Origin of the sequence: Ochrobactrum sp. BTU1 (genome assembly GCA_018798825.1) — a bacterium.
Taxonomy (GTDB): domain Bacteria; phylum Pseudomonadota; class Alphaproteobacteria; order Rhizobiales; family Rhizobiaceae; genus Brucella.
Map to the genome: position 1 here is coordinate 721248 of CP076356.1, position 14584 is coordinate 735831.

Below are 14584 nucleotides of genomic sequence, written 5' to 3' on the forward strand. Positions count from 1 at the left end.
TTCTTGCGGCGCAAATTAATGTCCTCAGTACCCGATGGGAAGACGCGTATTACAATTATGAATTTTGCAGTAACTCTGCATAAGTACCGTTTAGAGCCAAAAGCTGCTGATGGTTACCCTGTTCCACGATTCGCCCTGCTTTCATAACCACAATTATGTCAGCGTCACGTATAGTGGATAATCGATGGGCAATCGTAATGGTGGTTCGTCCCTTCGACATGCGTGCCAAAGCCTCTGACATTGCACGTTCCGTGCGGGTATCAAGAGCGCTTGTTGCCTCATCAAGCAAAAGCACCGGAGGATTCCGGAGAATAGTTCTGGCTAGAACCAAACGTTGCTTTTCTCCGCCGGAGAAGCGATAGCCATCTTCGCCCACGATCGTGTCGTAACCTTCAGGTAGATTGATAATATGATCATGGATCTGGGCGGTCCTGGCCGCAGCATAGAGTTCCTCATCGGTTGCTTCAGGTTTCGCGAAACGCAAGTTTTCTGCCACTGAAGCGTGCAGCAGGTATGGATCCTGAGAGACCACCCCTAACATTTCTGACAAAGAATTGAAGCTGAGATCACGCAAATCAACACCATCAAACCGGATTGCGCCACTGTCGACATCGTAGAGCCTGGCCAGCAGATATCCGAGAGTTGTCTTTCCAGACCCGGTCTGCCCAACAATTGCGACATTGCTACCCGCTTGGATGGTAAGACTGACGTCGTGCAAAGCTGAACGGCCTTCCTCGCTGTAATTGAAACTGACGTGATCCAGCTCCACCTCTCCTCTCATATCACTCCGAAGGATTGTGGTAGCTTTCGCTTTTTCCGTGATTTCCACTGGCTTGTCTAAATACTCGAATATCCTTGCGAACAATGCCCGCGTCTTCCGCGCATCACGGCCAAGTTCAAGTAACTGCTCGAATGGCCATAGCAACTGCTCTTGAAGCGCGATCATAGCCACGAGTGTGCCTATCGTTGCCGGGCTTCCTGTGTTCATTAACAGTCCGCCTGCAAGTAAAGTGAATGCTGGCAGAACGGCGAGTGCAAAGCCGATGAAAGACCACTGCCATTCACCCGCCGTTCGTGATCTCACCTCAAGTTGTGCGAGATCACCTGAGATGCGGTTAAATCGCTGATTTAAATGTGCGGCACGGCCCATCGTGCGAGCGAGGATGATACCGGAGGCAGAAAGTGTTTCTTGCACGGCAACCGACAAATCGGCGGCGCGGCCCTGTTGCTGAAAGGTGATAGCCTCGCGTGCCCGGGCAACACGGCCGCTGATAATAAGTGTTCCTGGCACGATAAGCAGTACGAGGAGCGCCAATCGCCAGTCGAGAATAATAATGGCGATAGACGTCATAATGACAGAACTGAGCGAGCGCCCGAGCTCATTAGCCGTATCACTGACAAGCGATTGAAGACCGTCAACGTCATTTGCAATTCTGGACTGCACCTCCCCGACGCGGGTGCCCGTGAAAAACCGAAGTGAAAGATTCTGCAGATGGGCGTATAATCTCACCCTCAGGTCATGCAGAACAGCCTGCCCGATACGTGAACTTAGAACCACCTGCCATGCGCCGATTACGGCTGACACGAGCGCGACAAGGATCATACCTGCCACAAGCAGGCTCAACAGCTTGAGGTCATTTCGGGGTAATGCGTCATCAATAATCGCACGCAAAAGGAAAGGCCCTGCCAATCCGGTTGTCGATGCGATCAACATCAGCACAATAACAGTCGCGATCCTTTTCCGGTAAGGCCTGAAGAGTGCTAACACACGCCGCAATGAGACGTGCTGCGCGGCAAGACTGTCATAATCGTCTGGGTTTTGAGGCGTTGGAGACATTGGTTCTCTCAATTCGAAGCCGCGATTTCTCGGATAGGAATGCGGATTTCGATCCCAAAGCCGGAGTTTTTAAGGGAGAGAATACGGGCGTCCCCTCCATGCGCCTGTGCAATCGCTTTCACAATTGATAGGCCGAGACCGGATCCGCCCCTGCCCCGTCCCCTCGAATCGTCAGCGCGCCAAAAGCGTTCGAAAGCCCGTAATCGGCTTTCCTCGGAGATGCCTGGCCCCGTGTCGCTACAGCGGAAAAAAACGTGTTCGCCTGCGACGCCGGTCTCGACGGACACGGTGCTTTGCGGTGCGTAACGGCAACAGTTTTCTAGCAAGGCTATGAAAGCCTGACGCACACGCCAACGGTCAGCGACTGTAACTGCATGGCCAAGCGCGGACACCGTTTTGATCCCAGATTTTTCGAACTGATCTTCCAGCGATGCAAGAACACTCTCAGCCTCTGTCGCTAAGTCAAATTGGGTGCACCGCAGGTCGAGTTTGCCAGCGTTACCGAGTGCGAGTGTGCGCAATTCCTCGACAATTGCCGACAGGTCGTCGACATGCCCGATAAGGCGTGCATAGGATTCACTACTGGGTGAAAAGGCTCCATCCAATAGGCCTTGCAGGCGGCCGCGAAGTATCGTCAGCGGTGTCCGCAACTCATGCGCGATCGCTGAATTGGAATATTGCAACTCAGCCTCCGCACGCTGCAATCGCTCCGCCATTTGGTTGAAGTCATTAACCAAATCCCTTGCCTCGCCGAAGTTTTCGTGTCGTAAACTGGCGCGTGCAGAGAAGTCACCATTTGCAATCTTGCGCGCCGCATTCGCAACCGACTTCAACGGGTCGACAATCCGCTTCGCAAGAACCCACCCAAGCACTGAAGCTGTCGATATACCCACTCCTAAGAGAAGACCCAGAGTTATGATATCGCCCGTCCGAAGTACGTCATCATCGGTGAAATCGGGATAAAGCCATTCATAAATGAAAAAAAAGTAAGCCGTCAGCCCGAAGTAAACCACAGCGAACGCCAACAACGTAAGCATTATCATCGCACGCACAATCAATGAGTTTAAGTTTTTACCCATTTGTATTGTCCAAGCGGTATCCAACGCCGCGCACTCCAGTAAGCAATCCGTCAGCTCCGGCGGCAGCTAACTTGCGGCGCAAATTGCTCAAATGGCTATCCACAGTCCGGTCGAGCGCTTCACCTTCGGGCAGACACGCATCAACCAACTCCGAGCGCTCAAAAACCTTCCCCAGACTCGAAGCCATATGGGATAGAATACGGAACTCTGTCTTTGTTAACTCAAGCGTGAGAGGACCTGTGTCCCTTTCAACCGTGACACGATACGCCTGTAAGTCCACGGTTACTGGCCCCACGCGCAACAAACGTTCAGTCGGCACACCCATACTTCTTCGAAGGACGGCTTTCACACGCGCTACGACTTCAAGCGGATTAAAAGGCTTAACAACGTAGTCATCGGCTCCGATACGTAAAGCTTGCAGCTTATCCAAGTCTTCGGCCAAAGCGGTCAACATGATGACTGGCGTATTGCCGCGGCGGCGGATTGCAGCCAAAACGTCATAACCGTCCTGTCCCGGCAACTTAATATCTAGGACCACGAGATCAGGGCGAAGACGAAGATGATGCCCTAACCCGACAGTTCCGTCACCTGCCGTGACAACGCGAAACCCCTCGCGAGACAGATACGTCTCGATGATTTCAGCAATTTCGGGCTCATCCTCAACAATAAGAATTAAAGCATTGATCATGGCTATCTACCATCTCTGAAACGTTTTCGACGGATGTTCATTTAAAGCACCGACTGGGTTCTGCGGACAGGTGTTATTTTCTTACTCTGATTAATCGGCTGATTGTTACATATAACAAGGGTACAAAGAAAACAGCCAGGACGGTTGCGGATAACATTCCTCCAAAAACCCCTGTTCCTATTGCATTCTGAATTTCAGAACCGGCCCCGCGCGCGATCATGAGTGGCACGACCCCCAAGATAAAGGCCAGTGAAGTCATCAGAATTGGCCGGAATCTCAATCGTGATGCCTTAAGCACTGCTCTGTTGAGGCTTTGCCCCTCGTTGCGCAGATGGCGAGCATATTCAATCAACAAAATGGCGTTCTTTGCAGAAAGTCCGATTATTGTAATGACGCCGACTTTGAAAAACACATCATTTTCCATGCCCCGCGCCAGCACAGCCAGCACAGCCCCGAGCACGCCAAGCGGCACAACCAACATAACGGCCAGCGGGATTGTCCAGCTTTCGTAAAGTGCGGCCAAGACCAGAAATACCACGAGCATCGATGCGGCTAAAAGAATTGGCGTCTGGGTTGCGGATTGTCTTTCCTGTAGCGATTGCCCCGTCCACGCAACCGCAAATCCTGACGGTAACTGTTTTGCCAATCGCTCCATCTCGGACATTGCCACTCCACTCGAAACACCCGGCGCAGCTGAACCTGAAAGACGAGCAGCGGGGTAGCCGTTATAGCGCGCCAATTGAAGCGGCGTCATTTGCCAGACAGGCTGGACAAACTCCGACAGGGGAACCATCGCGCCATCAATATTGCGCACTTCAAGGCGAAGCACATCATCAATATGCATACGATGCTGTGCATCGGCTTGCACGACTACCTGTTGGAGGCGGCCGTCTTTCGGAAAATCGTTGACATAAGTTGACCCGATTGCTGTCGAAATCATGTCGCTCACGGTTGAAAAAGAAACACCGAGAGCCAGCGCCTTCTGGCGATCAATATTCAACGCAATACTCTGCCCATCTGGAAGCCCATCCGTCATCACGCCCGTGAGCAATTTGCTCTTGGAGGCGAGCCTTATCAACTCACTCTCGGCCGCTTTCAGTGCTGTTGGCCCGGCATTACCCCGATCCTCCAAGCGAAGGGAGAAACCAGATGTTGTTCCCAGCGATTCAATGGCCGGTGGTTTCATTATCATCGCGGTTCCCTCCGGAATATCCGCCATCGCCGCTTGCGCCGCCGCGATCTCTTCGTTAACCGTTGTCTTACGATCACTCCAAGCCTTAAGACTGGTAAACGCCTGAGCAGCATTCGGACCAGAGCCGGAAAATCCGAAACCTTGAATAACAATGCTCTCAGTAATATCAGGGCGGGAGGCGGTGTGTTTTTCATATTTTGCAATAATCTCCCGCGTGCGCTCTGCTGTGGCACCAGCCGGCAGCTCGAACATTGCCATGAAATTTCCCTGATCTTCTTCAGGCACGAACGATGTCGGCAGTTGAGAGTAGCTAACGCCTAGTACTCCCAAGAGCAAAATGTAAACCAACAATATCCGAACACCACGCCGTAAAATCCAGCCGATAGCGCCGGTATAGCGTGCACTTAAACGGTCAAACTTGGTATTAAACCACGAGAAGAAACGTACTTCTGCGTGGGGGCCGACAGGCTTGAGGATAGTGGCGCACAAAGCAGGCGTAAGGGTAAGTGCGAGGAAGGCTGAAAACAGGATCGACACTGCCATCGACATTGTGAATTGGCGGTAGATTGCTCCCACAGAACCATCGGACAATCCCATAGGGATAAAGACGGCGACCAAAACCAATGTGATCCCGACGATTGCACCCGAAATTTCGCGCATTGCTTTGCGAGTAGCCTCCTTCGGCGAGAGCCCCTCCCTTGCCATGATCCGTTCTACGTTTTCGACGACGACAATGGCGTCGTCAACAATGATACCGATTGCCAAAACCATGCCAAACATGGTCAAAACATTGATCGTGTAACCGGCAACCAGCATCACCGCGAATGTGCCAAGCAGCGCGATCGGCGCGACAATTGTTGGGATCAATGTGTACCGCAACTTCTGCAGAAACAGCAGTATCACGAGGAACACCAGAACCATTGCCTCTACAAGTGTCTGCACCACCTTCAAAATCGACACTTTCACGAAGGGCGCGGTATTGTAGGAAATTGAGACTGAGAGATCACTCGGCATTGTAGCCTGCAGTTCACCTAACCGCTTTTCGATCGCCGCCGCAGTGCTGACGGCATTGGCACCCGGCGACATTTGTATCGCCGCTGCTGCAGCAGGCTTGCTGTTACTGCTGACGCTGAAGGCAAAAGTCTGTGCGCCAAGTTCCACACGTGCAACATCGGACAACAGCAGCCGCGCGCCATCTGTCTGGGTTCTCAAAGGTATTGCTGCAAACGCCTCGGGTGAGTTCAACTGTCCATGCACAATCAGTGGCGTTGAAACTGTGGTCCCCGGAACGGTCGGTTCATCCCCGACCCTGCCCGACGAAACTTGAGCATTTTCGCGGGCAATCGCGCTCGTCACGTCGGACATGCTCAGGTTGTAGGCAGCCAGTTTTGTCGGGTTAACCCAAACACGCATTGCACGTTCGGAACCAAATTGTTGGGTACGTCCAACGCCGGGAACGCGTTTGAGCTCCTCGGCGATGTTACGCGTCAGATAGTCACCAAGGCTCAACTCGTCTGTCTCACCGCTGCGTGACTTGAGTGCAATGACCATAAGGAAGCCCGACTCTGACGCTTCCACATTTATTCCGTTACGGCGAACGACTTCTGGAAGACGAGGCTCGGCATTTTTCAACCTGTTTTGAACATCCACTTGCGCGAGTTCGGGGTCCGTTCCAGGTTTGAACGTCACCGTGATATTCGCAGCACCTGTCGAGTCGACAGTCGATTCATAATATAAAACGTTTTTGACGCTTGAGAGTTCCTTTTCGATAGGAGCAACCACACTATCATTGACCGTTTGAACAGAAGCTCCAGTATATGTTGTGAAAATACTGATATTCGGCGGTGCGATAACAGGATAACGTGAAACCGGCAGTTGTGGGATCGCAACAACACCAGCCAATGCAATGAATATGGCAATCACCCAGGCAAACACCGGGCGATTGATGAAGAATTGTGGCATGGTGATCTGGCCTTTAAATCTTGTCTTTCACAGTCGTCGCGTTTGGTGAGTGATCGGCGTTTACGAGCATCCCATCCTGCAAACGGTCCTGACCGCGAATTACGATGGTTTCACCCGGTTGAAGCCCTGACTTGACCACCACACGGCGAGCGGTGGCTTCTCCAAGCGTTATTTTGCGCCTTTTTGCGCGCCCGTCGGGATCAACGACCATAAGACTGGCGTCGTCTCCTCCTGTCCGAACGAGAGCATATTCAGGAACAAGTATTACGTCGGAGAGCAATCCGCTTGGCACTTGGGCACGAACAAACATGCCAGGCAAAAGCTGCAATTCAGGATTCTCAACGAGCACTCGGATCGTTGCATTGCCCGTCACGGTGTCAACCGTAACATCTGAAAGCACCAGCTTCGCCGGATAGGAATATGGCTTGCCATCGGCACGTAGTATCTCAATCTGGCCTATTTTCTCTTCTGCCGCAAATTGCACGGCATCGAGTTTTGTCGCAGGCAGGCGTAAATCCACATAAACACGTTCCAGCTGCTGAACGACTGCGAGTTCGGTCTGCCCCGAAATTGATGCGAGAGAGCCTTCGTCCGCGACGGTTCGCCCGATGTAGCCATCAATCGGCGATCTTATGGTGGCGAAGTCAAGATCAAGCTGACGACGGTGAAAAGCAGCACGAGCCTCGGCCAGATTTGCCTGCGCTGTCGACAAATTATTGCGTGCGTCTTCATAATTTTTAAGACTTGCTGCCTTACTCGCGAGCAAAGCTTCAGCGCGCTGAAATGCCGAGCGAGCATGTTCTAAACCGCTCTCTGCACGTGTCAATGCGGCTCGCGCAGTTTCCAGGTCTGCTAAAAACAAAGCGGGTTCAATTTCAAAAAGTATCTGGCCCGCATTTACACGGGAGCCGGCTTCAACAACTTTCTTCTTAATTATCCCACCGACTTGGGGCCTTATTTCGACCTTTTGAAAGGCCACAATGCGCCCCGGCAGTTCATCGGTAATAACAACGGATTCCCGCGTAACTTTCATAGTTACAGCGCTCGCTCGTTCCTCAGAGGAGGCTACTTCTGCTTTCCCAGCAGACCTACTCCGTTCTTGAAAAGCAAGAATAATAGCGAAGAAGAACCCGCCTAATACGATAGCGAAAATTGAAATGCGGCGGATTGTCATTTTGCGGTCCAAGCTTAATCTACTGCCTGCTTGTCGCATCGTTACGCTGAGATAATATCGAGGATCTGTGCAGATTACGTGGAGATTTAGGGGTTTCTTACAAACAGTGAGATACGAAGATTCAACCCCCTATAATATAAACCTCAGACAGGTATATGCTAAGAGCCGTAGCGAAGCAGGATACTTTAACGGACGTAGTGCAAGAATGCATTTGGAGAGTGATCACGTGGTTGTTTTGTCGTGTTAATGAGATACGACATTAAAAATGCGAACAAAAATAACAGAATGCAGACGATTGAAAAATTTCTTAGAAGCATAGTATTTTCTTTTGGCCGAATAATTAACATCCGCATCGGATAGCATAATATACCTTCAGAATGAATGAGATTCTGTTGGCCCCTATGTATTCGGGAGCTCCCAATTCGCCAGTTTCCCAACTGCTAAACGAAGCCACTACAGATGGCATTCCAGTCGCCGGACCCTGCAAAAGTGCCACTGTATTTTATGCAAAGCATGTTAATCGCTGCCTGGAGATGTATCAGAAATCGCGTCTCTTAAAGCTGATAAATAACCCCAACCATCTTCTAATTCGCGAAGCGTTGCACGGATCAGGATCGCAACTTTTTCATCTGATATGGGGCCGATTAGGTCCCAGCACTTGCCATCAGCGTCTTCCGCTTTGATGAAGAACTTGTTGTCTACCAAATCAACAAGAGGAGGAGAAAACACAATTACTGAAGTTTTATCAGTCATTTGATTTCCCTTAAATAAATGTTCTCGGTCGTCTCGCGAAAACCACATGTTGCATAATGACGTTGCTCGTTAGTATTTGAACCCTCAGGTCGTCGGCCCACCGGTTCATCACTCCATATCAATACTATATGGAGCGATGGTGCAGTTTTATTGTAGGTTTCATGGAGCTCTTAGGTGATCGGCATCCCATCTTCTGCCTGCTTCGAAACGAATGCAATCTGCATAAAATTCGGCTTCTCCCCGATTAGGGCTCATGCGTGGAAAACTCGAATTCTGAATGGCCTAGTTTATTGAGGCACGTAAGCGAACTTGCATTGGGCAGCCTTCGAGACAGGACGAGTGTCGTGGCTTTTTTGAATGTGCGGCGTGCAGCTCAAGTCGCAACCCATGACAACCAATGATCTGCAAAGATGACCCGTCGCTGTGAACGTCTCCTCGTTTGTCGGCTTGGATTTCTCTCCCGATATGTTGATTAGACGACGCATCGTTCAAGAAACAACGATTGACCTCTGTCTTCTTACGCCAAAAAATCACCCAAGATCTCTGGCTGCAAATAAACTCATCGACTTTCTTCGTCAGGTCATCGCACCGTTCGACCTGTGTCAATAACTGTACGTTGCGGCAGCTCTTTCGATGTTATTGAGGCCGAGCTCGTCTGGATGAACCAATCGGGCTGAAGACTGCTGTAGTCCTACATGGCAATGTTCAAAGGACTGGCTCACTTTGGTTCATAAAAAAACGATAGTTGAACGCCAATTACAAGAAACCATCGCCGAAGTTATATGGGTGTACTACCGCTTTCCCCTCAGCCTTTGGACGATTACCCCTGAGCGGGCTACAGAATTTTTGTTGATGGATTCCGAACCGCATTCGACGACTGCAAAGATCATGTCGTTTGGGGTGTCGCGGCAAAAACAGATTTCGCTCGCCAAGGTGCGCTCATGAAATCCAAGGCTGCAGGACGAACCTAACAATACTTCAAAGCTGCAACCCAAACAATCAAATGGAGATCCGTAAGCATATAACAATACATTGGCTCGGCCCGACTTGGGCAATTGAATATGCGTGAAACTGAAATCTCCGTTTAGTAACTACACCCTGCATCATTTCCAAATAACAACCGAAGCAGCTCATTTTTAATATATTGATTGTCTCTGAATGTATCGCTGATGTTTTCGGACATCGAATGTGACACAGTGAAAATAATTGCTATAAGTGCCGATGTTACGAAAACGTACGTGAATATTTTTGATGATGCACGTATGAGAAATGTAGTAATTAATGGAAGAAGAAGTGATGAAAGTTTTGAAATTTGGTAAAGTTCTGTCTTTGAATGTATTGATGCTATCAATGCTTTATTCAAATGCTTTTGCTAGCTATGGTTTTTATGTTGGAAAGAATTTAACAGATGATGGTTCTGTTCTAATCGGCGGAACGGGTGAAGAAGTGTCCGGTCACTGGCTAACCGTAGTGCCGGCTAAAAAGCATCCAGAAGGCTCGACAATATCTGTAGGCGCGACTGACAAAGCTTACATGCCAGGCAAACTTATCGAAATCCCTCAAGTGCCTGAGACCTATAAATATATAAACATGAATTATAGCGATTTTGAAGGCTTTCCAGCACCTTTGACCAATGGTGGTCTGAACGAGTACGGCGTCGCGATCCGAGATATCTGGTCTAATTCACGTGATGAACTTGTGAAAATGACCCCAAATCCACAAACAGGACCACAATATAGTGACCTTGCACGCATTGGATTGGAGCGGGCGAAAACGGCACGTGAGGCCGTCGAAATCATTGGTGACTTAATAAATAAGCATGGCTACACGACATACGGCGGCAACTCGCATCTGATCGCAGATAAGGATGAAGGTTGGGTGATGATTCAGTTTGCAGGTGGCAAGGGATTATGGGTTGCTGAACGCTTAGGACCTGATGACGTTCGCGTCTCATATCCAGGTTATATCGGTGAAATTCCAGCCGACATAACTGAAAGTAAGGATTATATGGCCTCACCCAATTTCTATGATGTCGCTATAGAACAGGGCTGGTGGAAGCGTGAAGGTGATAAGCCATTCAATGTTCATGCTGTCTACAGCGAACAAGACCGCCCCATGCGAACTGGCCAAAAACACTGGACAATTGATACAGTTGAAAAAGAACTGCATGAAATGGCACCGGTCACGCTAAAAAAAATGATGAAGCTGGTCCGTGATCCACGCGTATCAACCGAACGCTCCGGCTACGGTGAAGTAGCTCAGCTGCGAAACACAGCTCATTCAGGCCTCAATTTGCTATGGGTTGCGCCAACTGGCTCAGTTACCGCGCCATTCGTGCCGTACCATATTGGCATCAATAAGGTCATTCCAGAATATGGGATTCATAGATACCTTTTCCGCGATGCAGGTTCCACATTTCTGAATGCCGAATATCAATCTCAGGAAGCAACACAGTTTGCAGGACGTTTGTTCAAGCGCATCATGTACCATACCTGCGCTAATCCAGAGACATTTCTTCCAGAGGTCACACAAGCACTTGAAGCCTTTGAAGCTAAGCAGATCGACGATATACGGGAAGTTCAGGCAACGGCTGATATTCTCTACAAGGCTGAGAAACCAGAATTGGCATCAAAATATTTGACAGATTATAGCGTCCGCCAATCTGAACGCGCTTTGGATCTTGGTGAAGCCCTGCTTGCTTCTATTGAGGCTCGTTCGAAGCTTATTCATGGCATCGAAACAGCTGCAGGTACGGCAATTAACGCTGAAGGTACCGACATGCCATGTCGTAAAAAATAAGCAATAGTGTAATGAGACTCTAGAGCGTTTCCCTCGTGCGGATATGATGCAACTTGAAGGGACACGTTCTAGAGGAGGAGCAGATGCTGGACGAAAAGTTAACCAGGTAAACTCATATCTGACAGCTCCATGATTTTGCTTATGCCGTCGGCGGTGTGTAGCCGGGTGGGTTCTATTTTAGAAATCTGGTTTTGACACCCGAACTCACCTTGGCAAATAGGCGTTATTGAGAAAATCAACAAACGCATTTGGCGCTGCTTGCCCAGCAACACTGACCTGACAACGGTCACCCAGGTTTAGTTAACTGCCCTCGCCCACAGCCCTAATGCAACCCCGCGCTTGTGTCTTGGATTTAAGACACAAGCCGAGTTCTTCGCGACTCTTTTGCAGGAAGCAGCATAATCAATTACCCTACCCATAGGCATGTCCTCGGGGTAGCTTCTTCAAAACTAAGATCCCGCAATAATCGACGCGGCTTTCGCACGCGCCTGTTGGGCTAGGTCGCTTTGTCCAAGGGTGCTGAGAACTTCTCCATATCCTTTCCAGGACCAGCTCGAATGTGCCTTATGGCCTAAGCGTTCGGCAAAAAGCGCGCGTGCGCGCAGTGTATCGCTGCTGGATTTGACTGCATCTAACAGGATCATGTGGAATACGTCGCGTTGAGCCCTGCTGCCCCCGATACGGTCTAGCTTGTATCGAACTGGCTCCATGATCGCCACGGCCTCTGCAAATCGGCCAGCTCGAGCCAGTTTGAGCCCTTGTGCAAGCGCTAGTCCAGATTCCGCACAAATTTGGGCCTGCGTACCATTCAAGGTCGACCATTCTTTTATGTTAGAGAGCATACGGTCAGCAGCTTCGCGATCGCCCCCGGCGACGAGCGCCATGAGATAGTGGAGCGATACGAAAATCAAATCCGTATCGTTTACATGTCGCCGGGCAACGTCTAAAAGTGACTTCCAACGTTGACCTATATCGATGCCAAACATTTCCAGTCGCCATAACAGAGACGACGCATTGCAGATATCGAGATAAAAATCCGATTCGATATCCGATACGATTTGCTCATCATACAATCGCAATACTGTCTCAAATTCACCGCGTTCCAAATGATAAAGACACCGATGCCAATACAGGTGAAACCGAAAATTATTAACTGAAGACCAGCTGTTTTCGAGATCCATAACCCACTTGATGCCTTCGTCGGTCCTTTCAGTCATCTCAAGAACATGGGCTACCGAGTGCACTGACCATGCATCGGCTGGGTTTCGATCCACTGCCATGCGACCATATTTTTCCGCCGCGTAGTATTCTCCGTTTTCCTCAAGGCCAAAAGCGTACATTCCCAGCAGGAAACCATAGTCCGTGTGGTCAGGCTTCCAGAGAGGGAGAATACGCGCCATCGAATCTCGCATCCTGCGCGGATCACCAGAATAAAAATGAGTAAAATGCGCTAGTCGCAAGGCAAGCCCGTCGAGAGGGTAGTCGAGCAAGATCCTCTCCCACACACCGGTTGCCTTTTCAAGATCACCAGCACACCAATGCGCCAGCGCAGCGGCGTGGGCACGTTCGCGATCATTTGCACCAGTTTGCTTGAGTAACTCACTCATCTCACTAGAAATGACACTCGCTCTTGCTGAATGGTTTGAACTGCCGATCAATTTGGCAAGGTAACCTTTGGCGCATCGAGCCATAGGCATATCAGGATCGCTTTCTGCCAATGCCTTGAGCAGACCGCCGGTGTCGCGGCGAAATCCCATATAGGCAGTGGTAAAGGCGCTGAATGCCGTGGCGCTTTCGGTTGATGTCGCTGTAAAGGCGAGGCCGTCTGAATTTTGATATTGTCTCACGGTACGATCCTTACATGGAACTTGCAACGCTCAGAAGCGCATTTCCTCTGTCTGGAGTCACCTCCTTTTGCAGATATCCGTCCCGTGTTTGCGGTGTTTTCATATCCATCACTGCTCCGGCGACCTGCGTGCGCAGGATCTGCGCTGTGCCGCCTGCTATACTGAACATCCGCGCATCACGCACCATGCGTTCCAGTGGCAAATTACGGGAATAGCCCATCGCACCATGGATTTGAAGGGCGGCACTGGTTACGGATTGAGCTGCTTCTGCGGCGAGAATTTTCGCCTGTGCGGCAGCACATATCTCTGGAAAGCCATCAACCTGCGTTTCTGCTGCGGACCGAAGCAGTCCGCGGGCAGCAGCTAATGAAATCGACATGTCCGCGATCATCCATTGTAGCCCTTGGAATTCGGCTATGGGGCGCCCAAATTGCTGACGCTCTTGTGCATAGGTAACAGCGTGTTCAAAAGCGCCCTGAGCGATTCCCAATGCGACCGTTCCCGCACCCACACGTTGAGAATTGTAGGCGCGCATCAAACCTGCGAAACCTCGCTTGATACCCTCCGGCGGAACGACGACCATATCTTCATCGATTTCCATATCTTCAAAGAGAATTTCAGTTTCAGGTATTCCGCGAAGCCCCATTGCTGGTTCTCGCTTGCCGACTACCAGGCCTGGGGTTTTGTCCCTGACAGCAATAAAGCCAGCGATGCCCTTTGATTGGCCATTTTCGATCAGACGGGCGAAAACGAGATGCAGCTGTGAGACACCACCTCCAGTAATCCAATGCTTCTTACCATTGATGACGTACTTGTCGCCGATTTTGCTCGCAGTTGTTGTCATCTCGGTGGCAGCACTGCCAGCAGCCGGTTCAGTTATACAAATCGCCGGCTTGTCGCCTGCCAACACTAGTTCGCTGGCGAGATGTTTTTGCTTGTCAGAGCCATAGCGCATGATCGCGCCAATCGCCCCCATATTGGCTTCGACCGTGATCCGTCCCATTGTCCCGCAGCAACGGGACATTTCCTCAATTACAACTACTGCGTCGCGATAGGTCAATCCACGGCCGCCATACTGCTTTGGAAGAGTCATCCCCATAAAGCCAGCTTTCGCAAGCTTTTTTACATTTTGCCATGGATAAGCTTCGGTTCGATCTATTTCTGCCGCCTTTGGTCGAAATTCACTTTCCGCAAGCTCGCGCGCTTCGGCCATCAAATCGCTGGTAATAGGGGTTGCAGCAGTCATGTCATAC

Annotated in this window: 10 protein-coding genes; 2 read left to right on the forward strand and 8 right to left on the reverse strand. The window is 50.3% G+C overall.

Going from position 1 to position 14584, the window contains the following annotated elements:
* Positions 1-55: 55 nt before the first annotated feature.
* From KMS41_22415 to KMS41_22440, 6 genes are all read right to left on the reverse strand, one after another.
* Positions 56-1837 carry an ABC transporter ATP-binding protein/permease gene (locus tag KMS41_22415; protein QWK80488.1) on the reverse strand — a complete coding sequence of 594 codons (1782 nt, stop codon included), beginning with the start codon at positions 1835-1837 and terminating at the stop codon, positions 56-58.
* A gap of 8 nt (positions 1838-1845) precedes the next feature.
* A complete protein-coding gene (locus KMS41_22420) occupies positions 1846-2916 on the reverse strand; it encodes a HAMP domain-containing protein (protein ID QWK80489.1) in 1071 nt (356 codons plus the stop codon).
* Positions 2909-3604: a response regulator gene (locus KMS41_22425; GenBank protein QWK80490.1), complete on the reverse strand. Its 696-nt coding sequence runs from the start codon at positions 3602-3604 to the stop codon at positions 2909-2911. The genes KMS41_22420 and KMS41_22425 overlap by 8 nt, the downstream gene beginning before the upstream one ends.
* A gap of 73 nt (positions 3605-3677) precedes the next feature.
* Positions 3678-6758, reverse strand: a complete 3081-nt coding sequence (locus KMS41_22430) for a multidrug efflux RND transporter permease subunit (GenBank protein ID QWK80491.1) — start codon at positions 6756-6758, stop codon at positions 3678-3680.
* Between the two features lie 13 nt (positions 6759-6771).
* A complete protein-coding gene (locus tag KMS41_22435) occupies positions 6772-7932 on the reverse strand; it encodes an efflux RND transporter periplasmic adaptor subunit (protein QWK80492.1) in 1161 nt (386 codons plus the stop codon).
* Between the two features lie 516 nt (positions 7933-8448).
* Positions 8449-8685 (reverse strand): hypothetical protein, encoded by a 237-nt coding sequence (locus KMS41_22440; GenBank protein ID QWK80493.1) that lies wholly within the window; start codon positions 8683-8685, stop codon positions 8449-8451.
* Positions 8686-9408: 723 nt separating this feature from the next.
* Here KMS41_22440 and KMS41_22445 point away from each other — a divergent pair.
* Together KMS41_22445 and KMS41_22450 are read left to right on the forward strand one after the other, a co-directional pair.
* Entirely contained in the window at positions 9409-9630 is a 222-nt protein-coding gene (locus tag KMS41_22445) for a hypothetical protein (GenBank protein QWK80494.1), read from the forward strand.
* Positions 9631-9966: 336 nt separating this feature from the next.
* Complete coding sequence (locus tag KMS41_22450; protein QWK80495.1) at positions 9967-11484, forward strand: C69 family dipeptidase; 1518 nt, start codon at positions 9967-9969, stop codon at positions 11482-11484.
* A gap of 449 nt (positions 11485-11933) precedes the next feature.
* Here KMS41_22450 and KMS41_22455 read toward each other — a convergent pair whose 3' ends face one another.
* Positions 11934-13331, reverse strand: a complete 1398-nt coding sequence (locus KMS41_22455) for a tetratricopeptide repeat protein (protein QWK80496.1) — start codon at positions 13329-13331, stop codon at positions 11934-11936.
* A gap of 10 nt (positions 13332-13341) precedes the next feature.
* On the reverse strand, positions 13342-14577 hold the full coding sequence (locus KMS41_22460; GenBank protein ID QWK80497.1) for an acyl-CoA dehydrogenase family protein: 1236 nt from the start codon (positions 14575-14577) through the stop codon (positions 13342-13344).
* Between the last annotated feature and the right edge of the window lie 7 nt (positions 14578-14584).

What these genes read in the sequence shown, in the direction of transcription:
- KMS41_22435 (QWK80492.1), bottom strand. Translation starts at nt 7,932, where the DNA reads ATGACAATCCGCCGCATTTCAATTTTCGCTATCGTATTAGGCGGGTTC.
- KMS41_22430 (QWK80491.1), bottom strand. Translation starts at nt 6,758, where the DNA reads ATGCCACAATTCTTCATCAATCGCCCGGTGTTTGCCTGGGTGATTGCC.
- KMS41_22415 (QWK80488.1), bottom strand. Translation starts at nt 1,837, where the DNA reads ATGTCTCCAACGCCTCAAAACCCAGACGATTATGACAGTCTTGCCGCG.
- KMS41_22440 (QWK80493.1), bottom strand. Translation starts at nt 8,685, where the DNA reads ATGACTGATAAAACTTCAGTAATTGTGTTTTCTCCTCCTCTTGTTGAT.
- KMS41_22450 (QWK80495.1), top strand. Translation starts at nt 9,967, where the DNA reads ATGGAAGAAGAAGTGATGAAAGTTTTGAAATTTGGTAAAGTTCTGTCT.
- KMS41_22425 (QWK80490.1), bottom strand. Translation starts at nt 3,604, where the DNA reads ATGATCAATGCTTTAATTCTTATTGTTGAGGATGAGCCCGAAATTGCT.
- KMS41_22420 (QWK80489.1), bottom strand. Translation starts at nt 2,916, where the DNA reads ATGGGTAAAAACTTAAACTCATTGATTGTGCGTGCGATGATAATGCTT.
- KMS41_22460 (QWK80497.1), bottom strand. Translation starts at nt 14,577, where the DNA reads ATGACTGCTGCAACCCCTATTACCAGCGATTTGATGGCCGAAGCGCGC.